Origin of the sequence: Thermonema lapsum, assembly GCF_011761635.1 — a bacterium.
Lineage (GTDB): Bacteria > Bacteroidota > Bacteroidia > Cytophagales > Thermonemataceae > Thermonema > Thermonema lapsum.
Genome location: NZ_JAASRN010000001.1, coordinates 502,235 through 523,094, shown reverse-complemented (window position 1 = coordinate 523,094; position 20,860 = coordinate 502,235). Strand labels below are relative to the sequence as shown.

Here is a 20,860-nt window from a genome sequence, read left to right as displayed (position 1 = left end):
GAGTTTTAATCGCACCAATGTGGAATTGAAATCTGGTTAGACGCAAGACTAAATTTTGTGCGGAAATTGGTTTTAATCGCACCAATGTGGAATTGAAATTGTTAACATCATTAAACACAATAATTCATACAAGGTTTTAATCGCACCAATGTGGAATTGAAATCTCGGGGATTGGCAAGACACGCCAAACCCCCCCGAAGTTTTAATCGCACCAATGTGGAATTGAAATTCTCGTATCGTGTCGCTATTTCCTGCCTCCGAATAGTTTTAATCGCACCAATGTGGAATTGAAATTAATGTCCAGACCCATTTGTTTTGCTAACTGCTCTAAGAGTTTTAATCGCACCAATGTGGAATTGAAATATGACTGACTGAAGAGCACGACATTTCACAATGAGTTTTAATCGCACCAATGTGGAATTGAAATTGCAAATCGCTTGCCGATACGCCGCTCACCACGTGGTTTTAATCGCACCAATGTGGAATTGAAATCGCGCAAGCGAGCGCCTGCGCGCGGTGGTGCTTACATAGTTTTAATCGCACCAATGTGGAATTGAAATGAATGAAATAGATGGTAGTCGGTACACATCAGGCGGTTTTAATCGCACCAATGTGGAATTGAAATCTGGTTCTCTTTAACCGCCTTTGGCTCGTTTAAAATGGTTTTAATCGCACCAATGTGGAATTGAAATTACCTTTTGTTTTTGTTTAACTCAAAGATAGCAATGTTTTAATCGCACCAATGTGGAATTGAAATGTGTTTCCAGCCACAGGGAAAACAGCCCCGCCCCCTCGTTTTAATCGCACCAATGTGGAATTGAAATCTTCTGTCAGGTCGCTATCATGTGATGCGTCATAAGTTTTAATCGCACCAATGTGGAATTGAAATGGCTCGACAAGCTCGCTAACCACTGCGTTTCGTAATGCTCTGTCTAATGGTTGCCATCGCACCAATGTGGAATTGAAATGCATACAACGATACATCTAAGCCTTGCTCTAACCCAAACCGTTTTAATCGCACCAATGTGGAATTGAAATTGCGTATCCAAAACATTTGCTTTTCGTCAAAGCAGTTTTAATCGCACCAATGTGGAATTGAAATTAGCTACTGCAGCAACTTTTGACATCAAAAAGCCGTTTTAATCGCACCAATGTGGAATTGAAATGATTTCGTGAACGTTACTTATTTAGAAAGCATGCAGTTTTAATCGCACCAATGTGGAATTGAAATGCTTCTGGGGCTTGGTGCGCCCCACTGATCTCTTAACTCGTTTTAATCGCACCAATGTGGAATTGAAATGGCTCGGCAAGCTCGCTAACCGCTGCGTTTCGTAATGCTCTGCCTAATGGTTGTTATCGCACCAATGTGGAATTGAAATGGCTCGACGGGCTCGCTAACCGCTGCGTTTCGTAATGCTCTGCCTAATGGTTGTTATCGCACCAATGTGGAATTGAAATGGCTCGACGGGCTCGCTAACCGCTGCGTTTCGTAATGCTCTGCCTAATGGTTGTTATCGCACCAATGTGGAATTGAAAAAAAATGTGGAATTGAAAAAATTGAAATGAGTAGCATTTGCCGGAAGAAGCCCCTGTGGTTTCTTCTGGTTTTTTTTATCAGATGCCCGCCGCTATTGCTACCTCTTCCTTCTTCTTTACATGATTTTAGCTAATTTGCTTTTGCCTTCAATGCTTTTGTGCTATGCGTGCTTTTCTGCCCAAGAAACGGTGGCTTTTTTGGATGCTTTACTTCTTGCCTTTCGTGTTGATGCGGGATGTGTATCCTTTTTTTCGCTTTGCTATGTTTGCTACCCCTGTGTCGCGGGCTGCTTACACCGAACGCTACGAATGGTATGTGTGTTATCGGCAGCGGCAATCATGGCAATTGCTTTCAACGGGAGAGATAGGCTTGGATGAAAGTTTTTTTTATTACCGGGCAAGGAAAGCCAACATCACCAAACAGGGCGATGCTTTCTTGGCAATGCTCATGGAAGTGTATCGTCAGAAGAAAAAAGAACTGCCCATAGCAAGTTTGCTGGTAGAAAAGCGCTTTAGGCAGGGGCAATGCCTCGATTCGTTGGTGGTGGCTCAATGGACAAAACCATGAAAACTACATACCTGAAAAATAGCTTATGGGTTTTGTCGGTTTTGCTTGCCTTGGGGGGTATGTATGGATGGTGGCTGCGTCCGCAGGTGCAGGCATTTTTATGGACAGGTGAAGCGAATATAGTATCCTACTGGGTTGCTGTTTTTTATCCTCGTTTTGCCATAGAGCGCCATCGTTTCGATGCCTCGTATTTTCTTTTCTTAGCCGACCAAATCGTTTTGCGTGCTGGCTTGGTGATTACAGCCATTGCTATATGGGAGGCTTGGCAAAGAAGGGGGCAGCGTGCTTTTTGCAGGATTATTCCTTTGTCAGAGGTGGGCTATTTTGTACGTTACTTTGCTTTTGTGCTGCTGTTATATACCTATGACTGGTGCTACCTTTTCTATAATCTCTCTTTCTTTGTAGCTTTCTTTGAACCCTTGGGGTTCGTGCATTTCTTGCCCGCCTTTTCTTTGCCTTGGCTGTGGTCGCTGTGGGGTGTGATGATATTGACCGCCCTACGCGCTTTGTACTTGGGTAGAGGGAGTTTTTTGCCTGCCTCTTTGTTTTTGGTGTTGCAAGCCTACTTGTATAGTTTTGGTAAGCTGGACCATACCTTTGCGCCTTTCACGTATGTGTGCCTGCTGATGCCTTGGTGGGAAGTCGCATGCTGGAGGGCACAAAAAAAAGGCTTTTCTTTCTGCAGTGCAACGCCTTTATTGTATATGCAGGTAGCCATCGCTTTTTGCTATGTGCAAGCGGGTATGGAGAAGCTACTGCTGGGGGGGAGTGCTTGGTGGAATGCCAACCATTTGCGTACTTTTTTGCTGGTGCATGGACAAGCTACAGGGCGTGCTTTGGCAGCTTCGCCCGACTTGCTTCTCGAGGCTGCTTCTGTGCTTGTGTTGCTTTGGCAGCTTGCTTTTGTAGGGGTATTGCACCCCAAAAGCCGTTTGTTTTTTATTTTTACTGGCTTTTTGTTTCACCTTGCCAATTATCTATTTTTGGGGGTGGGGTGGTGGTTACATACTTACGTATGGTGTTATCCTTTCTTCTTTGACAGTCTGTCGGGGTTGCGGCAGTTTGTACGATTTTTGAAAATAAATGCTTATAGACAAAAACAATGACAATCATCAGTAGTAGATGGCTTTTTTATCTTAGATTTGTCGCAAACAAAAAAACAGGAGCTTATGGAAAGCCTTTTCTGGCACATACTGGATGGCGGCACGGCAAAGACCGCAGCTGCTGTTTCCTACATCATACTCATAATCATAGAGATTATCATTGCAGTTCGCAAGAACCTGAAATTATATAGCACCCAAGATACTTTTAACAACCTGATGCTGGGCGCTATCACCTCTTTTGTGAAAATTTTTATTAAGGGCGTTACACTTGCTTTCTTTGCTTATTTGCATCAACAGTATGCTTTGTTCGACATCCCTGCCGATGCATGGTGGAGCATTTTGCTTTTGTTTTTACTCAACGATGTTACTTTTTACTGGTACCACCGCTTGGGGCATGAAAGCCGCTTTTTCTGGGCTACGCATGTAGCGCATCACTCGTCAGAGCTGTTCAATTTCTCTACTGCCATTCGCGGCAACTTTATTCATTTCTTTTACCGCTTTTTGTTTTGGGCACCCTTAGCCATTTTGGGTTTTGACCCCCTCATGATTGTATTGATTGACGAAATCGGTTTTTACTATCAAATGTTTATCCATACCAAAACCATCGGCAAGCTGCATCCCGTGATTGAGTTTATTTTTAATACGCCCTCGCATCACCGCGTGCATCATGGCAGCAACCCCGAGTATATAGACAAAAATTATGGCGCAGTGCTTATCCTCTGGGACCGCTTGTTTGGCACCTTTGCCGAAGAAAAAGAGGAAGTGCGCTACGGTTTGACCAAAAACCTGAAAAAGCAAACGGTGCCAACCATCCTGTTGCACGAGTTTCAAGCAATAGCACAGGATGTGGCTCATGCCCCCGACTGGAAAAGCAAATGGCGCTATGTGTTTGGGCACCCGGGTTGGCGCCATGACCAACAGGAAGCCGACGAGTCGAAGTTCGTTAGCTCTCACTGAGGTCTTCAGAAAGCAGGTTCCTTGACAGAAAGAGAGCGGCGCCGCTCTCTTTTTTTATTGCTTAAGCAAAGCTGATTATCGTGAGGAGAAGACGGGAAAACAAATTAAGCAAAACAGCTCAGCATCTCTAATAAAAAAGCTCTCTTACATGAAAGAGAGCTTGTATTACAAACATCAACTCAACCATGCTGCCAGCAGAAGCATCAGCAACAAGATAGCCATCAGCAATGGGCGGTCTTTCTTTTTGGCTTTTCCCCAAACTACTTGGTCTAAGCTGTACTTGTAGCGTTTCTCATACAGTGTCTTCATAGCCACCTGCTCGTTTTTTGTTACTTTTTTGTTAAGGAAATGTTAACTTTGTGTTAAATGCAACCTCCAATGTAGGAAATTGTACGTAAAATTGCAACAAGAGATGCAAAAAATTAGTTTGCCACTTTGACGGCATAGCCTGAAATTTTGTATCCGTAATATTGTTTATTCACAAAAAGGGTATATTCTACCTCTACAAGCGCATCAGCACCTAAGCGGCGCGCTTTCTCTGCCAGTTGGTAAATCAATATTTCCTTTTCGGTCAAGTTGTATCCTTTGGGCATTTGCCCGTATTGCTCGAGCAGTTCGTCTCTGATGCCGCGGTTGGCATTGTGTGGGCGGGTGTCGCTTAACTCCACTATTTCAATAATGCGGTAAGGCATGCCAGCCCTCTCTCCTTTAAAATATACGGGAATAGGATAGGGGTTTTCTTGGCGCAAAGGGATGAGACACGCCTGCAGCGAGAGGAGCATCAGCCCCAAAAAGCAGCAGCGGCGAAGAGTACCGAGCAAAAGAAAGTACTTAATGCCAACTGTTTGAGTAGAGGGTCCAGTTGTGGCGGCTCCGCTGTATTCCATACTTTTTTCAGGTGAATAACAAACAAAGGGTAAGTAAGCAAAAATACAAACTGTTGTCTTTGATGAAACAGTATGTTTGCAGTGAATAAAAGCGCCAACATGCCGGCAATAACCAAGAAGGCGTGGTAGTAACGGGCAGCTTGGTATCCCATGCGTACGGGCAAGGAGCGTTTTCCTGCCAAGCGGTCGCTTTCTATGTCGCGCATGTTGTTGAGGTTGAGCACACCCACCGACCAGAAGCCGATGGCGGCAGCTGCCCCCCATACGGCTGCGGTCAATTGTCCGGTATAGAGAAAGTAGCTGCCTGCCACAGCAATGAGACCAAAGAAAAGCCAGACACTCAGGTCACCCAAGCCCCAATAGCCGTAGGGGCGTTTGCCTATGGTGTAGCCGATGGCTGCCAAGATAGCCAACACGCCTATAAGCAGCAGTATGGTAAAAGCCTTGTAATTGGGAACGGAACCACTAAAAAAAGCAAGATATAAAAGGTAGGTGCCAGTCAGCAGGCTGCCCCCTCCCGTGAAGAAAATTGCCCGCCACATCGCTCGATGGCTGATTGCCCCGCTTTGTACGGCTCGCGTTGGTCCTTGGCGGTGAGCAGAGTCGGCGCCGTGCTGGGCGTCGCCTAAGTCATTGGCAAAGTTGGAAAGTATTTGCAGCAGTAGGGCAGTGAGCCATGCCCAAATGAAGATATTGAGGCGAAAAGCACCTGCCTGTGCAGCCAAGGCGCTGCCGGTGAGTATGCCTGCCGATGCCAGTGGAAGGGTACGTAAGCGAGCTGCTTGTAGCCATACGCGCCATTGTTTCATAAACATAAAACCGTTTTTAAGCCGCATAAAAAAACAGAGGCACAAAGATAATCTTGTGCCTCTGTTTGATGCAAAAGAGCAGTGTTTTTATTGGTTGACAGCAGCCAGCAATTCTTTGTCCATGGGGTTGACTGCCGAACCGAAGAACTTGACCAGTTCACCGTTTTCGTTGATGAGATATTTGCAGAAGTTCCAAGTAGGTTCTTGCTCATTCCAGCCGTTTTCTTCTTTGTGCGTCAGCCAGTAATAGACGGGGTGTTGTCCTTCCCCTTTTTTTACGTTTACTTTCGAGAACATCTGGAAGGTAACCCCATAGTTCTTTTGGCAGAAGGCAGCAATTTCTGCTTCGCTTCCCGGTTCTTGCCCTCCGAATTGGTTACAGGGGAAGCCCAATAAGACTACCTTGTCGCCATATTTTTCGTGGAAAGCCTGCAGGTCTTTGTACTGCGGCGTATAGCCACACTTCGAGGCAGTGTTCACGATGAGCACCTTTTTGCCTTTTAACTGCGAAAACTTAAAAGGCTTGCCATCGATGGTGGTGGCTTCTAAATCATAAAAAGAACTTTTGGCTTGGTTCATGGCTTCTTGCGGTTTAGATTTGATGGTGGTGGCGCCCCAACAGGCAGCCAAGAAGATAAATAAAAGACTGAGTATCTTTGCCATAGGTGTGTTGTTTTACATGCGTTCGGGTACTTCTATTCCTAATAACTGCATTCCCTTGCAAATGGTTTGCGCGGTGGCTTGCGAAATTGCTAAACGAAAACCTGCAGCCTCCTTTGTTTCGGCTTTCAGTATGGAATGATGCGCATAGAAAGAGTTATAGAGGCGGGTGAGCTCGTAAAGATATTGCGCTACTACCGAGGGGGCATAGGTGCGGGCTGCTTCTTCCAGCTTATCGGTAAATTGCGTGAGCGTGAACACCAGTTGCTCTTCTTGCTCGCTCAGGACATAGCTTTTGGGGAAGGCGGCTTCCATTGCATTGTCGGCGGCTTTGCGCAATACCGAACAGATGCGGGCGTGGGTATATTGTATGAAAGGAGCCGCATCACCTTCGAAGTCTATAGACTCTTGCGGGTTGAAGAGCATGCGTTTTTTGGGGTCTACCCGCACAAGGAAATACTTGAGTGCACCCAAGCCAATGATTTCATAGAGTTTATTTAGTTCTTCGGGAGAGAAGCTGTCGAGCATGTCATTGTTTTTCAGCTTCTCTTCGGTGATTTGGCGGGCGATGTCGATGACTTCGGCTATGAGGTCGTCGGCATCGACGACGGTGCCCTCGCGCGATTTCATTTTTCCGGAAGGTAAATCCACCATACCATACGACAGGTGGAAGAGCCCGTCGGCATAGGGGCGCCCCAGTCGTTTTAAGATGGAAAAGAGTACTTTGAAGTGATAGTCTTGCTCGTTGCCTACCACATAAATCATACGCTGCATGTGGTGTTCTTGGTAGCGTTTTTCGGCGGTGCCCAGGTCTTGGGTGATATAGACGGAGGTGCCGTCGCCACGCAGCAGCAGTTTGTGGTCCAACCCCTCTTCGGTGAGGTCTACCCATATTGAGCCGTCTTCTTTTTTATAGAAGATGCCCTTCTGCAACCCCTCTTCTACGATGTCTTTACCCAGTAGGTAAGTATCCGATTCATAATCAACCGAGTCGAAGCGAACGCCTATTTTGCGGTAGGTTTCTTCGAAGCCGTCAAGTACCCACTGGTTCATTTTCTGCCAGAGGGCACGCACTTGGGGATTGCCGGCTTCCCATTGGCGCAGCATCTCTTGTGCCTCTTTCATGAGTGGAGCTTCTTTCTCGGCTTCTTCTTGGCTCATGCCTTGCTCCATGAGTGCTTTTACCTGCTCGCGGTAGTGTTTTTCAAATACCACATAATAATGTCCTACGAGGTGGTCGCCTTTGATGCCGCTGCTTTCGGGGGTCTCGCCTTTGCCAAAACGTTGATAGGCAAGCATGGACTTGCATATGTGTATGCCACGGTCGTTGATGATTTGTGTTTTGTGCACATCATAACCGGTGGCTTCGAGGATGGCAGCCATGGAGTAGCCCAGGAAGTTGTTGCGCAGGTGCCCCAAGTGAAGGGGTTTGTTGGTGTTGGGCGACGAGTACTCGACCACCACTTTTTCTTGTTTGCTGTGGCGCGTATGCTTGGGAAAGTCAGCCAGCCACTGGCTGTAGTCCTGCAGGGCGTTTACAAATGCTTCGTGGGTGAGTTCTATGTTCAAAAAACCCTTCACTACATTGAACGCACGTACGAGCGGACTGTGGTTTTGCAGCCACTCGCCAATGGCTTGGGCTATCTCTTCGGGTTTACGTCGCAGAGTTTTGGTAAGGGGAAAAGTAACAAAGGTATAGGTTCCTTTGAACTCTTTACGCGTAGGTTGAAGACTCACAGCCGCTTCGGTATCAAACAGCTCGTGAATAGCCGTGCCTATTGCTTTTTCTAATTGTGCTTGTACGTTCATTCTCTTAATTTGCATTGAGTCCTTATTTTTTTCAATCGAGCAAAATTAGAAAATATGCCTTTGGAATGAATAAAAAACTTGTGTTTTTCTGCCGTCTGCTACAAGCTCCATGCTTTGGTAGGATACAGCAAGACGCAACTAAATAAAAAAGAATTAGGATGGAAGTAGTTTCTTTAAAAACCTGTCTGACGGACGACCTCCTGCTCCATAGTTGGCAGCGCCTTTGTGTGGATACTTACCGGGCTACTTATGTGCCTGCCTTCCCGGAAGCAGACATTGAGGCGTACATACAGCGACATTTTCACAAGGAGCAACTTAAGCAGTGGGCAAGCGACTCCCGTTATGAAGGGTGGATTGCCCACACCGGTGGGCAGGCAGCCGGTTATGTGTTGTTGCGAAAGGGCATTGCTCCCAATAACAAGTTCGACTCGCGGCAGGTATGTTTGGACAAGTTCTACGTATCGCCCGATTGGCAGGGAAAGGGCATAGCTATACGCTTATGGCAAGCAGCCCTTTTTTTCGCTTTGAAGGAAGGTTACAAACAATTGTGGCTAATTACATGGCGCAACAACGGGCGTGCCATTCGCTTTTATGAGAAAATAGGATTTCGTACAGTAGGTACTCATCCTTTTCGTTTAGGAACAAAGACCTATTTTGACTACTTGATGGTATATGAACCGGTTACTGGAAATGGGGTTTAAAAAGTATTCTTCAAACAACATCGTTCTACTTCTTCTATGAGCTGCAGCAGACTGTTCATTTGTCTGCGCAAATATTCATTTTGCATTTGAACTGCCTGTTGCCGATATTTTTGTTGCTGTTCTTTTGAGAAAAGGAGGCGACGTAGCATCATAGTATCACAGCGCTCCAGTTGCTCTTGATGAAGATAAAGCTGTGCCAAAAGGCGGAAAGGACGCTTTTCCTGCATAAGGAAGAATTTAAGTCTCTTGTTTTCAGGAAAATAAACCATTGAAAAGAATTGCAAATAAAACACTTTATTTTTCAACCACTAAGATTAAGTAATAAAAATCTTGTTTTCGTTGTCTATCATCCTTATCTTTCGAGGCTAAAAGTAAAAACGGCTTTAAATTATCAGTGTATGAGTAATACAACTACTTTGAATAAACAAGAATCCTGGGGGTCTCGTATCGGTTTAATTCTTGCCATGGCAGGCAACGCCGTTGGTTTGGGCAACTTCTTGCGTTTTCCGATGCAGGCGGTGCAAAACGGCGGTGGTGCGTTCATCATTCCTTATATTGTGTGCTTTTTGCTGATGGGTATTCCCATGCTGTGGATAGAGTGGGCTACTGGGCGCTTCGGCGGACGCTATGGCAACCACTCCACGCCTTTTATTCTGGATAAGATGACCAAAAGCAACTTCTGGAAATATTTTGGGGTGTTTGGCATCTTTACTAACATAGGGGTGGCGGCATATTACTGCTATATCGAGTCGTGGACAATGGCTTATGTGTATCACTCCATCATGCAGACTTTTTCGGGAAAAACACAAATCGAAGTAGCCTCTTTCTTTAACAGCTATGTGGATGTAACTTATTCTACAACTGGTATCCCCTATGAAGCGGTTATTTTTTATCTGGTCTGTTTGGCACTGAATACCTATATCCTCTCGAGAGGATTGAGTGAGGGGATTGAAAAGGTGGCTAAGATAGGTATGCCGCTTTTGCTTCTGTTTGGTGCTTTTTTGGCAGTGCGCGGCTTGACCTTAGGCGATTCTGGTGCCCCCGAAGGATGCACCGACTGCAACGCCTACTTGGGCTTGAATTTCTTGTGGGAGCCCAAATTCGAATCGGTGCTTGACCCCAAAGTATGGCTGGCAGCCGCTGGGCAAATATTCTTCACCCTTTCGGTAGGCATGGGTACTATCCAGTGCTATGCTTCTTATGTGAAATCGCGCGATGATATCGCTTTGAATGCTATGTCAGCAGGTTTTATGAACGGCTTCGTGGAAATCGTCTTGGGTGCTTCCATCGTGATACCTATTGCTGTAGGCTACCTGGGCTTGGATTGGGTGCTTGAAAATGCAGGTTTCTCTATGGCTTTCCAAACGATGCCCTACCTCTTTGGACAGTGGGGACCCTTCTTGGCTACCGTGGCAGGTGTCATGTGGTTTGGCTTGCTTTTCTTTGCAGGCATCACCTCGTCGCTGGCAATGGGTACTCCTTGGATGGGCTTCATGCGTGATGAATTCAATTGGAGCCGTGAAAAAGCAGCTTGGTCATTTGGTTTGGTAACACTCATCATGGGCTTGCCTACTGTATTCTTCTTTCAGCAAGGCGTATTTGATGAATATGACTACTGGGCAGGCACCGTGTCGTTAGTGATATTTGCTTTGGCAGAGTCTTTGATTTTCGCTTGGTTGTTTGGTATCCGTCGCGGCTGGCGCGAAATCAATTTAGGTGCCGACATCCGGGTGCCTCGCTTCTATAAGCCCATATTGAAATATGTAACGCCGCTGCTCTTGTTAGCAGTCTTTTTGAGTGCTTTGGTTACGCCCAAAAACAACGACTGGGAAGCGGCTTTTTCCGGTAATTGGGAATTAGATGCCAGCAGCATCATAGGTAAGATTCAGCACAAGGGAGTGGTTGCCAATCAAAGTTATTTTTCTGATGTGCTGGAGTCGGAGGTGGCAGGCGTAGTTTACAACATAGGACGTACGAAGCGCCGCAATCGTCATCTGGTGGAAATCGCTCAGCAAAAAACTTTCTACCGCTCACCTGCGGGTGTTCGCCTTTATGAAGGGGAGGAAGCAATAGACCAATCTTTGCTATTCGATTCGTTGGTGGTAGTAAAGGCTTACCGCATTGCCCCGGAAAAAGAACTACTTGTAAAAGTAGGCGATAAGGTGGAAGTAGGAACGCCTATAGCCAAAGGCGGCTTTGTAAACAACATCTTTTACATAGACATGGCTCGCTTGCTGCTGATGGGACTATTTATAGGTATCTGTGTGTTGGTATATGTCGCTACCAAAAAGCGCGAACGCGAAGGAAAGACCGGAGATGAGATAGTGGATGAAACCTATCCGGGCGATGATTACGATGTTACAAATTATTAAACGAAACGAGCCATGACAACAAGTGCATTGATTACGATGATTACGGTTCAGGGAATGGTTACCTTAGTGACGGCATATCTTTTCTGGCGGGTATTGACTACTCCGCCAAAGCCGAATGCTATTGAGGAAAACAACGATGATTCTCGTTGAGTGATACCAGAAGACTGCCAGCTGGCAGTCTTTTTTTGCATTATCTTATGTGTCCCACTTATTTAAAGCATGTCATGTTAAAAAAGAAAAAAAAGCCTATAGGCATCTGTTTGAGTGGGGGCGGTGCGCGTGGTATTGCTCATGTAGGTGTGCTGCAGGCATTGTTTGAGAGGGGTATGGCACCCGACAGGGTCGCAGGGGCAAGTATGGGAGCAATCGTAGGGGCGTTTTATGCAGCGGGCTATGACCCGGAAGACCTCAAGCGCTTGGTGGATGATGCCAGCTTGTTGAAGCTCTTTTCTTTCTCTTTGCCGAGCAGCGGCTTGTCGGAGCTTAGCTACCTGCGCAAACTGATGAAACGATTTCTGCCCGAGCGCTTTGAAGAGCTGGAGCGTCCTTTTACCGTATCGGTATCTAACCTGAATACCGGGCGTGCCGAGTTCATTTCAGAGGGCAGCCTGTACGAGGCGGTAGAAGCCTCGGCTTCTATTCCTATCTTATTCAAGCCTGTGAAAATAGGCGAGTATTTTTATGTAGATGGTGGCATGCTCAACAACTTGCCGGTAGAGCCCCTTCTGGAGCACTGTTTCCCCGTCATAGGGGTGAATGTAAATCCGTTGGAGGTACTTCCCGACGACTCGTGGACGATGCTGTCGGTAGGGGAGCGTTGCTTTGATTTGATTGTGTGGCAGAACGTTCAGGAAAATCTGAAAAAATGCAATGTGGTAATAGAACCGCCGGGGCTGTCGGAACACAATATTTTTGCTTTTCAGAAAGCCGACTTCTTTTACGAAGCCGGCTATGAAGCTGCTTTACGGGTGATGCCCCATTTGCAGGGTTTACTCCAGTAAGCCCGCACGACGCAACAGGGGTTCTACTGAAGGCTCGTGCCCTCGAAACGCCTTGTACAGTTCCATAGGATGTCGCGAGCCACCGGCTGCCAACAGGCGGCGGAAAGCAAGCCCTGTATGGCGGTCAAAGATGCCTTTTTCTTGGAAGAGGGCAAAAGCATCGGCATCGAGCACCTCTGCCCATTTGTAACTGTAATAGCCGGCAGAGTAGCCACCAGAGAAAATGTGTGAAAAAGCGGTGCTGATGGCAGTGCCTTCTACTGGTGGCAACAAATCGACGGGTGTAAGCACTTCTCGTTCAAAATCCTCAAGTTTGTTGAATATGGGCGCTTGTTCTACGGCATGCCATGCCATGTCGAGATAGCCGAAGCTCAGTTGTCGCAGGGTCTGATAGCCTTCCATAAACTTGCCCAGCGCCTTGATTTTTTCTATGTATTCCATGGGCAGCGTTTCGCCGGTTTCGTAGTGCTTAGCAAAAAGGGCGAGGCATTCGGCTTCATAGCACCAGTTTTCCATGATTTGCGAAGGCAGCTCTACAAAATCCCAATACACATTGGTACCTGACAGGCTTTCATAGGTTACGTCGGAGAGGAGGGCATGCAGGGCGTGCCCAAACTCATGGAATAAGGTAGTTACTTCGTTGAAGGTGAGCAGGGAGGGTTTGTCTTGGGTAGGGCGTGTAAAATTGCACACAATAGACACCAAAGGCGAAATGCGCTTACCCTCTTCTTTGTACTGCTCACGGAAGGTGGTCATCCAAGCACCGCTGCGTTTGCCTTCGCGCGGATGGAAGTCGGCATACAACAAACCCAAGTGGGTGCCGTCGTAGTCCAGCACTTCATATACTTCCACCTCTTCGTGATAGACGGGGATATCGGTTCGTTGTTGGAAGGAGATGCCGTACAGCCGCCCGGCTACTTCAAAGGCAGCGGCTAATACCTGTGGCAAAGGAAAGTAAGGCTTTAGGCGGTCGTCGTCTATGTCAAACAGATGTTTTTTTAGCTTTTCTGCATAGAAAGAGACATCCCAGCGTTGCAGTTGTCCTTCGAAGCCTTGTGTTTTGGCAAATTTTTCCAGTTCGCTCATCTGGCGAATGGCTACGGGTTTGGCTTTTTGCGCCAGTTCATCTAAGAAAGCCTGCACCCGCTCGGGGGTTTGTGCCATGCGCTCTTCCAGCACAAAGTGAGCATGGGTGGGGTATCCCAGCAAGCGGGCGCGTTGCACACGCAGTTCGGCTATGCGGCGTGCTATTTCCACATTGTTGTGCTCGTTATTACGGTAGGCACGCGACGCATAAGCACGGTAGAGTTTTTCGCGCAGCTCGCGCCGTTGGGCATATTGCATGAAAGGCATGAAGCTGGGTGCCTGCAAAGTGATGACCCATTTGTCGGACATATTGCGCTTGGCTGCCTCTTGGCGTGCTGCCTCTACTGCCCAAGCGGGCAAACCTGCCAGTTCTTCTTCCGATTCCAGTACCAATATAAAATCGTTGGTTTCCTTGAGTACGTTCTCGCCAAACTGCACTGAAAGGCGTGCTTTCTCTTCATCTATTTGGCGAAGAATGGCTTTGTCTGCTTCGGAAAGCAGCGCCCCGTTGCGTACAAACTGACGGTACGTTTGCGTGAGCAGCATTTGCTGCTCGGCAGTAAGTTGCGTTTTATGCCTATGTTCCCATACGTAGCGTATGCGTGCAAAGAGCTGCTCATGGAGCATGATGTCGTTGGCATAGGCAGCCAGTAGGGGGCTTGCTTCGCGTGCCACGGCTTGCAGGCTTTCGTTGGTCTCGGCACTATTCAAGTTGAACAATACGGAAGCAATGCGATTGACTTGCTTGCCTGCACGCTCCAGCGCCTCTATGGTGTTGAAGAAATCGGGCGTTGCGGGGTTCTGCGCAATGGCTTCAATTTCTGCTTTGGCTTGCTCTATTGCTTCTTGCAAGGCGGGCAAGTAGTGTTCTGTTTGTATGGCAGGAAAATCGGGGGCAGCAAAAGGATGCTCGCTTTCAACAAGTAAAGGATTGCGGATGTCTGTTTTCATAGGGTTTGTTTTTCAATCTCTGTAAAGTTGTAACTTTAAAAAGAACCTTTGCTGAAAAGATAACAAAATAAGGCGTAAAAAAGCTATATGCCTTTTAAAAAGTAAACGGGGCTGTTTTTCATCGGCAATTGAGCCACGAAAAAGTTTCAGTATGTGCATCTATCAAGAATAAAGAGCAGTTTGGTTGCTGTCAAAGAAGAGCTCTTTCGATTGGAAAAGAAAAACCAGACACTCACCTAATGCAGGCTTTTGGGGATAGAGCTCGTTGAGTCCGAACTCAATATTCAGAATCTCCGAGTTGACTCTTCTCCCTTTGAATGCTAAGCTACGAGAATTTGGGCTTCATTCCGCTTGAAATGGCAGGCAACGCTGTTTATTTCAAGCGACTTAACGTATTTTATTTTTTATTGGTTTTCTTGTTGCTCTTCATCATCGAGGATTTCTATATCCTGCACAAGCACCCTTTGAGCTATGGCAAGCCCGGTAGGGGTTGTTGCCAAGCCGCCTTGGGCAGTTTCTTTATAGCGGGTTTCCATGCTTTGTCCTACTTCACCCATCGCCATCACACATTCATCTACGGGTACCACACCACTCATGCCTGCTATGGATAGCTGCGCTGAGGAGTAAGCAATGGCAGCGGCGCTTGCATTGCGTACCACGCAGGGCATTTCTACCAACCCAGCGATGGGGTCGCATACCAAGCCCAGCATGCACTGTATGGTGATGCCCACGGCATTAAATACCTGTTCGGTATTGCCCCCCAGAGCATACACTATAGCGCCGGCGCCCATGGCAGCAGCGGTGCCGGTTTCTGCTTGGCAGCCGCCTACTGCACCTGCAATGCCCGCTTTCTTTTCGATGATGAGGGCAATGCCTGCTGCTACCAGCATGCTTTCAAGAATCACTTGTTCGGGCAACTGGTGTACCTCTTGCAGAGTATAGAGCACCGCTGGCATGATGCCCGAAGCACCAGCCGTGGGCGCTGCTACGATACGCCCCATGCAGGAGTTGACTTCTTTGGCAGCAACTGCCCGGGCTACCAGCTTTTGGAATTCGGGCGAAAGCACCGTTATCGGGCTGTGATACACTTTCTTGCCGCCGTTATCAATCATGCCCGAGCGGGAGCGCATGTCTTCGGTTAAGCCTGTTTCTATGGCTTCACACATCACGCCGTAGGCTTTGCGCATGTGTGCCCATATCTCTTCCTCGCTGCGGTTGCGTAGCTCTATTTCGTAGCGCAGTACCGGCTCGTAGAGTTTGCAGTTATGTTTTTGGCAAAATTGAGCCCACTCTTGAAAAGAATCGAACTGTATGGTCATAACACTTTTTTCGTTAAAAATCCCTGCTTTGTGCTTATACAACAAAAAACAAGACGAGGAAGGTCAGTTTTCGTAGGTTTCTTTCACATCAACGAGGAAATGATGGGTGTCGAAAATCAAATCTTCCTTTTTTACTTGATGCGGCAGGGGTAGGCTTTGCCATTGGGTAGTTACACGTAGGCGGTGGGTTTCACCGGGCCATGATACCACAAAAGGCATCTCGAACTCGGGCACGTTGGCTTTCCAGCGGTAATGCAGCTTGCCGCGCAGTACATGGTATTCAAACACTGGGATGTCTTTGTATTCAAGATACTGCTTGAAGAAAAGGCTGTAATCAGCATTGAGCTGCTGCGAGAAAAAGCGAATAAAAGTGGGTGTGTCCACCGTTTTATAGCCGAACTCTTCGAGTACCGACCGTATGGCACGGAACCATAATTTGTCGTTGGCAACGATGTGACGCAGCGTTTGCAGCATCAAAGCGCCTTTGAAATAAATATCGCCGGGTGGGTCGGCATGCACACCCCGTGGTGCCAGCATGAGCGCTTGGTTTTGTATGAGCGGGCGGTAACCTGCTAAATAAGCATCGGCAGCATCTTTGCCCCACATACATTCCACATAAAGGGCTTCGCTATAAGTGCACCAACTTTCGTGCAGCCACATGTCGGCGCGGTCCTGGCAGCTCAACAGGTTGCCCCAATATTCATGTCCCGACTCGTGGATGATGATAAAGTCGAAGCGCTCGCCTATTTGGGTAGCGGTGCTGAGGCTGCGCCCAAGATAGCCATTCTGGTAACCGTTGCCATAGGCAATGGCACTTTGGTGTTCCATGCCCAAATAGGGCGACTCTACCAGCTTATAGCCATCGCGCCAAAAAGGATATTTCCCGAAATACTTTTCATAGCAGCGGAGCATGGGTTTTACTTGTGCGAATTGCTGTTTCGCCTTCTCTTCATTGCCGGGCAGTACGAAATAATCTAACCGTAGCCTTTTTTCATCGTCGCTGGTGTATTCGTCTTGCCAATGCACATATGGCGCTACATACAGTGTGATGTTGTAGTTGTTGATGGGATAGGTTACGCGCCAATGAAAACGTACGAAGCCATCTTGAAGGGTGTCAATTCCTGCAAACTGCCCGTTGCCCACAGCCCATAAGCCTTGCGGTACTTCATAATGCAGGCGCACGCTGTCCGGTTCGTCTGACAGGTGGTCTTTGTTAGGATACCATACGTGTGCGCCCACGCCTTCGCAGGCAACGCCTATCCAAAGCTTGCCTTGATGGCTTTTCCATACAAAGCCCCCATCCCACGGAGCATTGCGGGCTTCTTGTGGTTTGCCTTCGTAGTAAACCGTAATACTGCTTTGGCTACCCGCTTTTATATTTTTGGGAAAGCGGACATATACCGCTTGCGCTTCTCTGTTGAAAGGAAGAGCACTTCCCTTCCACTCGATGCGCCGAATGGCGAGATTAGCAGCCAAATCTATCTGCATTTCTTTGAAAGTGCGGGTAGCGGTGAAATAAATAGTATTGCTGCCGCTGATGCTTTTGCTTTCGGGCAGAATGCGCAAAGACAAGTCATAATGGTGTACGTCGTAGCAGCCGCGCAGGGGCGTGAGCGTACCTAAAAGCGAATCGGCACGGCTGTAGCTTTCTTTTTGCGCAAAGCCGGGCAGCATCATAAAAAAGCAAGGTAAGACCATAAGCACTCGAAAAGGATGTATCTTCATAGTAGTCTGATTTTTGGCTTTCTCTTGAAAAGAACTATGGTTTTACGGCAATATACAGAATTTCGTTGGCGGGAAGCGCAAAACGACGCACTTCATCGGGCGGCAGTGTTTTTACAAAGGCATCTGCCTTCACTCGAAAGCCTGCTTTTTCTAAACGTTGAGCATAGTCGCGCCCATATTGGCGCACGTGGTCGTTTTGTCCGTAGTATTTTTCACGTGCTTCGGGGCTTTCTATGCTGGGGTCTTCGAAGGTGTGTTCCAGCTCGTAGTTGATAGGCACTTGAAGAAGTGCCCAACCACCGGGACGCAGCACTCTGTACAATTCCCGCAGCGCCTGCTGTTCGTCGTCTATGTGTTCGAGCACATGATTACAAAAAATAATGTCAAAGCTGTTGTCTTCAAGTGGCATGCGGCGGATATCCATTTTGATGTCTGCCCAAGGCGATTCGAGGTCGGCAGTATAATACTTCAGCTGTGGCAACTGTTTGAAACGTTCCACAAAACAAACTTCGGGGGCTATGTGCAGCACCTTATGAGGAGCAGAGAAAAAGTCTGTTTTTCGTTGCAGGTATAACCATATCAGACGGTGTCGTTCCAACGACTGGCATTTGGGGCAGAGCGCATTTGCCCGCATTTGCACCCTGCCGTAGGGCAGCATTTTGCGCCACCGGCTTTGGCATATGGGGCATTCATAGCGCTTGCCTCGGTACCAAACCGCAAGTATCGGAAAAATCGCCGGAACAGCTCTTTGAAGCCATGGACGGGGAATAAAGCGCAAACTCCATCGAATGAGGGCTTTCATGAAAAGTACATAATGTTTAAAGAATGCCAATACAGTCTTTGCAAAGCTACAAAATTGATACCTTTGTCGAAAAATGCCTGTTAAACCTTACAAAGAATGGGAGAGGGGGCTGCTTGAACGCCTTTTGGTGGTATATACCGAGCCGGAAGCGCGTGCCATTGCCCGCTGGTTGCTTGAAAAGCGCGCCTGCGCAGGCAGTGCCCAACGCCTGTTGAATGCCCCTTTGTCTTTAAGCGAAGCAGTAAGCCGGCGTATAGAGCAGGATATAGAGCGTTTGCTGCGTCATGAGCCCGTGCAGTATGTACTTGGCGAGGCTTATTTCTTTGGCATGCGCTTCGAAGTAAGCCCTGCTGTTTTGATTCCCCGCCGAGAAACCGAAGAGCTTGTGGAGTGGGTGCTGCAGTCCATAGCGCCCGGGCAGCCACTTCGTTTGTTAGACATAGGTACCGGCAGCGGGTGTATTGCCATCACCTTGAAGAAACACCTGCCGGCTGTCGAAGTGCACGCTTGGGATGTGTCGTCGCAAGCGCTTGAGCAAGCCGCTCGCAATGCAGCCTTTCATCATGTGGAAATTCGGTTTTCGCACAAGGATGTTCTGAGAGAAGCTGCGGCTTCCACTCACAACGAGCAGTGGGAAGTCATTGTGAGCAATCCGCCTTATATACCTAAAAAGGAAAAAGCGCTTATGCAGCGCCATGTGCTTGATTATGAACCGCCTATAGCCCTTTTTGTCGATGACAGTCGCCCCCTGCTTTTTTATGAAGCCATTGCCCGTTATGCGTGGCATACGCTGCTGCCCGGCGGATATTTGTTTTTTGAAATACACGAGGATTACGGGATGGCTTGCAAACACATGCTTGAACAGTATGGGTTTCAGCAGGTGCAGCTGCGCCGCGATATGCAGGGCAAACAGCGCATGCTTCGCGCTTGCAAAGCATAATGCCCTTTTGTGCTTTCCTTTATGAATGCGTAAATTTGTATGCTCAAACAAAAACGAATAAGCAATCATGGCTCAAATGGAACTAATGGCGCCGGCGGGAAGCTTCGAGGCGATTGCCTCGGCAGTGAAGGCAGGAGCAAACTCTATCTACTTTGGCATTGAGCAGCTCAACATGCGGGCGCGCTCAAGCATCAACTTTACTTTGGAAGATTTGCCCAAAATCGTGGATATGACCGCCTCGAAAGGCGTGAAATCATACATTACGCTCAACACCATCATTTATGACCACGACCTGCGCCTCATGCGCGAAATCGTGGATGCCTCGAAGGCAGCCGGGGTAAATGCCATCATCGCCTCCGACCATGCGGTGATGAGCTACTGCCGTCGTGTGGGCATGCCCGTGCATATCTCTACTCAAGCCAACATCACCAACATCGAAACTGTGGAGTTTTACTCCGCCTTTGCCGATGTGATGGTGATGGCGCGTGAGCTGAGTTTGAAGCAAGTAGCCGATATTGTGCGAGAAATAGAGCGCCGTCAAGTGAAGGGTCCCTCGGGTGAGCTGGTGCGTATCGAAATTTTTGGACATGGAGCGCTCTGCATGGCAGTGTCTGGCAAATGCTATCTTAGTTTGCACTCACACAATGCCTCTGCTAACCGTGGAGCTTGCATTCAGAATTGCCGCCGCAGCTATATCGTCATCGACAAAGAAGAAGGATATGAGTTGGAGATAGACAATGAGTACATTATGTCTGCCAAAGATTTGTGCACCATTGACTTCTTAGACAAAATCATAGAAGCAGGTGTGAGTGTGCTTAAAATAGAGGGGCGTGGGCGCTCTGCCGACTACGTATATGTAACTACCCGTTGTTATCGCGAGGCTATCGACAGCATCGCCGAAGGAACCTATACCCCCGAAAAGATAGCCGAATGGAAAGAGCGACTGGCTACGGTCTATAACCGCGGCTTCTGGGATGGCTATTATTTGGGACGAAAACTGGGCGAGTGGAGCAAAGAATATGGTTCGGCTGCTACCAAACGTAAAATCTATTTGGGTCGCGGACGCAAATACTTCGACCGCATCGGCGTGGCAGAGTTTGAAATGGAAACCCACAGCCTGCGCGTAGGCGATGAAATCATGATTACGGGACCCACCACCGGATTCATACAAACCAAAGTGGAAGAGCTACGCATAGACGACCGCCCCGTAGAAGAAGTGAAAAAAGGCGATATCTTCTCCGTGAAAGTGCCCGAAAAAGTGCGCCCTTCTGATAAGCTTTACAAAGTGGTAGAGGTCTCGCAGAAAGCCGAAACAGAAGCCTGAGTCTGGATGAAAAAGAAATACAGAGTCATACAATACCGCCAAAAATGCATCGGTTGCAATGCCTGTGTGGAAGTAGCCCCGGAGCGCTGGCGCATGTCCAAAAAAGACGGTAAATCGGTGTTGCTTGGCGCAAAAGAAAAGAAAGGCATCTTTTCGGTGCTTATTCATGAAGAAGAACTGGAAGCCAATCGTTTGGCAGCTGAATATTGCCCGGTGAATATTATCCGCATTTTGGATACATAGAAGATGCTCAGCCAACACAAAACTGCTTTTTAAGTCTGTTTTTTTTGGTATTTGCAAGCTGGTCTGA

Annotated in this window: 19 protein-coding genes and 1 CRISPR repeat array (1 of these 20 only partly in view); of the genes, 9 read left to right on the top strand and 10 right to left on the bottom strand. The window is 47.7% G+C overall.

Translation table 11 applies throughout. From position 1 onward, the window contains the following. A CRISPR array of direct repeats spans positions 1-1,537; the repeat unit is 30 nt; unit sequence GTTTTAATCGCACCAATGTGGAATTGAAAT; it reaches 914 nt to the left of the window's first position. Between the two features lie 162 nt (positions 1,538-1,699). The 3 genes from FHS56_RS02235 to FHS56_RS02225 all read left to right on the top strand — a co-directional run bounded on the left by FHS56_RS02235 (position 1,700) and on the right by FHS56_RS02225 (position 4,164). After that, positions 1,700-2,104 (top strand): hypothetical protein, encoded by a 405-nt coding sequence (locus FHS56_RS02235; RefSeq protein WP_166918250.1) that lies wholly within the window; start codon positions 1,700-1,702, stop codon positions 2,102-2,104. Next, positions 2,101-3,210: a hypothetical protein gene (locus FHS56_RS02230; protein WP_166918249.1), complete on the top strand. Its 1,110-nt coding sequence runs from the start codon at positions 2,101-2,103 to the stop codon at positions 3,208-3,210. The genes FHS56_RS02235 and FHS56_RS02230 overlap by 4 nt, the downstream gene beginning before the upstream one ends. Positions 3,211-3,273: 63 nt before the next feature. After that, entirely contained in the window at positions 3,274-4,164 is an 891-nt protein-coding gene (locus FHS56_RS02225) for a sterol desaturase family protein (RefSeq protein WP_166918248.1), read from the top strand. Positions 4,165-4,338: 174 nt separating this feature from the next. Here the strand turns inward: FHS56_RS02225 and FHS56_RS11970 are convergent, their stop codons facing one another. The 5 genes from FHS56_RS11970 to argS all read right to left on the bottom strand — a co-directional run bounded on the left by FHS56_RS11970 (position 4,339) and on the right by argS (position 8,344). Beyond that, positions 4,339-4,473, bottom strand: coding sequence for a hypothetical protein (locus tag FHS56_RS11970; RefSeq protein ID WP_262886439.1), 135 nt, complete (start codon positions 4,471-4,473; stop codon positions 4,339-4,341). Positions 4,474-4,586: 113 nt separating this feature from the next. Continuing rightward, complete coding sequence (locus tag FHS56_RS02220) at positions 4,587-4,985, bottom strand: hypothetical protein (RefSeq protein WP_166918247.1); 399 nt, start codon at positions 4,983-4,985, stop codon at positions 4,587-4,589. Beyond that, complete coding sequence (gene menA / locus FHS56_RS02215; protein ID WP_166918246.1) at positions 4,946-5,860, bottom strand: 1,4-dihydroxy-2-naphthoate octaprenyltransferase; 915 nt, start codon at positions 5,858-5,860, stop codon at positions 4,946-4,948. The genes FHS56_RS02220 and menA overlap by 40 nt, the downstream gene beginning before the upstream one ends. 87 nt (positions 5,861-5,947) lie before the next feature. After that, the gene (locus FHS56_RS02210) at positions 5,948-6,523 is read right to left on the bottom strand and encodes a glutathione peroxidase (RefSeq protein WP_166918245.1); all 576 of its coding nucleotides are present in this window, start codon (positions 6,521-6,523) and stop codon (positions 5,948-5,950) included. 12 nt (positions 6,524-6,535) lie between these two features. Continuing rightward, positions 6,536-8,344, bottom strand: coding sequence for an arginine--tRNA ligase (argS, locus tag FHS56_RS02205; RefSeq protein ID WP_243844128.1), 1,809 nt, complete (start codon positions 8,342-8,344; stop codon positions 6,536-6,538). 143 nt (positions 8,345-8,487) lie between these two features. Between argS and FHS56_RS02200 the strand changes: the two genes are divergently transcribed. Continuing rightward, positions 8,488-9,030: a GNAT family N-acetyltransferase gene (locus tag FHS56_RS02200; RefSeq protein ID WP_166918244.1), complete on the top strand. Its 543-nt coding sequence runs from the start codon at positions 8,488-8,490 to the stop codon at positions 9,028-9,030. Here FHS56_RS02200 and FHS56_RS02195 read toward each other — a convergent pair. Beyond that, a complete protein-coding gene (locus FHS56_RS02195) occupies positions 9,027-9,257 on the bottom strand; it encodes a hypothetical protein (RefSeq protein WP_166918243.1) in 231 nt (76 codons plus the stop codon). The two genes, FHS56_RS02200 and FHS56_RS02195, sit on opposite strands and share 4 nt — an antisense overlap. Before the next feature lie 171 nt (positions 9,258-9,428). On the opposite strand from FHS56_RS02195, the gene FHS56_RS02190 reads away from it, so the two are divergent. Together FHS56_RS02190 and FHS56_RS02185 are read left to right on the top strand one after the other, a co-directional pair. Further along, on the top strand, positions 9,429-11,402 hold the full coding sequence (locus tag FHS56_RS02190; protein WP_166918242.1) for a sodium-dependent transporter: 1,974 nt from the start codon (positions 9,429-9,431) through the stop codon (positions 11,400-11,402). A 224-nt stretch (positions 11,403-11,626) separates the two neighbouring features. Next, entirely contained in the window at positions 11,627-12,403 is a 777-nt protein-coding gene (locus FHS56_RS02185) for a patatin-like phospholipase family protein (RefSeq protein ID WP_166918241.1), read from the top strand. Here FHS56_RS02185 and FHS56_RS02180 read toward each other — a convergent pair. The 4 genes from FHS56_RS02180 to FHS56_RS02165 form a co-directional block, all read right to left on the bottom strand. Then, positions 12,392-14,440 (bottom strand): M3 family metallopeptidase, encoded by a 2,049-nt coding sequence (locus FHS56_RS02180; protein WP_166918240.1) that lies wholly within the window; start codon positions 14,438-14,440, stop codon positions 12,392-12,394. The genes FHS56_RS02185 and FHS56_RS02180 overlap by 12 nt on opposite strands. 404 nt (positions 14,441-14,844) lie before the next feature. After that, positions 14,845-15,759 (bottom strand): L-serine ammonia-lyase, iron-sulfur-dependent, subunit alpha, encoded by a 915-nt coding sequence (gene sdaAA, locus FHS56_RS02175; RefSeq protein WP_166918239.1) that lies wholly within the window; start codon positions 15,757-15,759, stop codon positions 14,845-14,847. 63 nt (positions 15,760-15,822) lie between these two features. After that, positions 15,823-17,484 (bottom strand): M1 family metallopeptidase, encoded by a 1,662-nt coding sequence (locus tag FHS56_RS02170; protein ID WP_166918238.1) that lies wholly within the window; start codon positions 17,482-17,484, stop codon positions 15,823-15,825. A 34-nt stretch (positions 17,485-17,518) separates the two neighbouring features. After that, a complete protein-coding gene (locus FHS56_RS02165; RefSeq protein ID WP_166918237.1) occupies positions 17,519-18,286 on the bottom strand; it encodes a class I SAM-dependent methyltransferase in 768 nt (255 codons plus the stop codon). A gap of 73 nt (positions 18,287-18,359) precedes the next feature. On the opposite strand from FHS56_RS02165, the gene prmC reads away from it, so the two are divergent. The 3 genes from prmC to FHS56_RS02150 all read left to right on the top strand — a co-directional run bounded on the left by prmC (position 18,360) and on the right by FHS56_RS02150 (position 20,793). Then, on the top strand, positions 18,360-19,226 hold the full coding sequence (gene prmC / locus FHS56_RS02160; RefSeq protein ID WP_166918236.1) for a peptide chain release factor N(5)-glutamine methyltransferase: 867 nt from the start codon (positions 18,360-18,362) through the stop codon (positions 19,224-19,226). A 67-nt stretch (positions 19,227-19,293) separates the two neighbouring features. Further along, positions 19,294-20,550: a U32 family peptidase gene (locus FHS56_RS02155; RefSeq protein ID WP_166918235.1), complete on the top strand. Its 1,257-nt coding sequence runs from the start codon at positions 19,294-19,296 to the stop codon at positions 20,548-20,550. Between the two features lie 6 nt (positions 20,551-20,556). After that, positions 20,557-20,793 (top strand): ferredoxin, encoded by a 237-nt coding sequence (locus tag FHS56_RS02150; RefSeq protein ID WP_166918234.1) that lies wholly within the window; start codon positions 20,557-20,559, stop codon positions 20,791-20,793. Positions 20,794-20,860: the final 67 nt, after the last annotated feature.

Excerpts from the sequence above, each read along its gene's own strand:
- argS (WP_243844128.1), bottom strand. The coding sequence starts at position 8,344 with ATGCAAATTAAGAGAATGAACGTACAAGCACAATTAGAAAAAGCAATA.
- FHS56_RS02195 (WP_166918243.1), bottom strand. The coding sequence starts at position 9,257 with ATGCAGGAAAAGCGTCCTTTCCGCCTTTTGGCACAGCTTTATCTTCAT.
- FHS56_RS02190 (WP_166918242.1), top strand. The coding sequence starts at position 9,429 with ATGAGTAATACAACTACTTTGAATAAACAAGAATCCTGGGGGTCTCGT.
- FHS56_RS02155 (WP_166918235.1), top strand. The coding sequence starts at position 19,294 with ATGGCTCAAATGGAACTAATGGCGCCGGCGGGAAGCTTCGAGGCGATT.
- FHS56_RS11970 (WP_262886439.1), bottom strand. The coding sequence starts at position 4,473 with ATGAAGACACTGTATGAGAAACGCTACAAGTACAGCTTAGACCAAGTA.
- prmC (WP_166918236.1), top strand. The coding sequence starts at position 18,360 with ATGCCTGTTAAACCTTACAAAGAATGGGAGAGGGGGCTGCTTGAACGC.
- FHS56_RS02210 (WP_166918245.1), bottom strand. The coding sequence starts at position 6,523 with ATGGCAAAGATACTCAGTCTTTTATTTATCTTCTTGGCTGCCTGTTGG.
- FHS56_RS02235 (WP_166918250.1), top strand. The coding sequence starts at position 1,700 with ATGCGTGCTTTTCTGCCCAAGAAACGGTGGCTTTTTTGGATGCTTTAC.
- FHS56_RS02225 (WP_166918248.1), top strand. The coding sequence starts at position 3,274 with ATGGAAAGCCTTTTCTGGCACATACTGGATGGCGGCACGGCAAAGACC.
- menA (WP_166918246.1), bottom strand. The coding sequence starts at position 5,860 with ATGAAACAATGGCGCGTATGGCTACAAGCAGCTCGCTTACGTACCCTT.
- FHS56_RS02200 (WP_166918244.1), top strand. The coding sequence starts at position 8,488 with ATGGAAGTAGTTTCTTTAAAAACCTGTCTGACGGACGACCTCCTGCTC.
- sdaAA (WP_166918239.1), bottom strand. The coding sequence starts at position 15,759 with ATGACCATACAGTTCGATTCTTTTCAAGAGTGGGCTCAATTTTGCCAA.
- FHS56_RS02180 (WP_166918240.1), bottom strand. The coding sequence starts at position 14,440 with ATGAAAACAGACATCCGCAATCCTTTACTTGTTGAAAGCGAGCATCCT.
- FHS56_RS02165 (WP_166918237.1), bottom strand. The coding sequence starts at position 18,286 with ATGAAAGCCCTCATTCGATGGAGTTTGCGCTTTATTCCCCGTCCATGG.
- FHS56_RS02170 (WP_166918238.1), bottom strand. The coding sequence starts at position 17,484 with ATGAAGATACATCCTTTTCGAGTGCTTATGGTCTTACCTTGCTTTTTT.
- FHS56_RS02185 (WP_166918241.1), top strand. The coding sequence starts at position 11,627 with ATGTTAAAAAAGAAAAAAAAGCCTATAGGCATCTGTTTGAGTGGGGGC.
- FHS56_RS02150 (WP_166918234.1), top strand. The coding sequence starts at position 20,557 with ATGAAAAAGAAATACAGAGTCATACAATACCGCCAAAAATGCATCGGT.
- FHS56_RS02230 (WP_166918249.1), top strand. The coding sequence starts at position 2,101 with ATGAAAACTACATACCTGAAAAATAGCTTATGGGTTTTGTCGGTTTTG.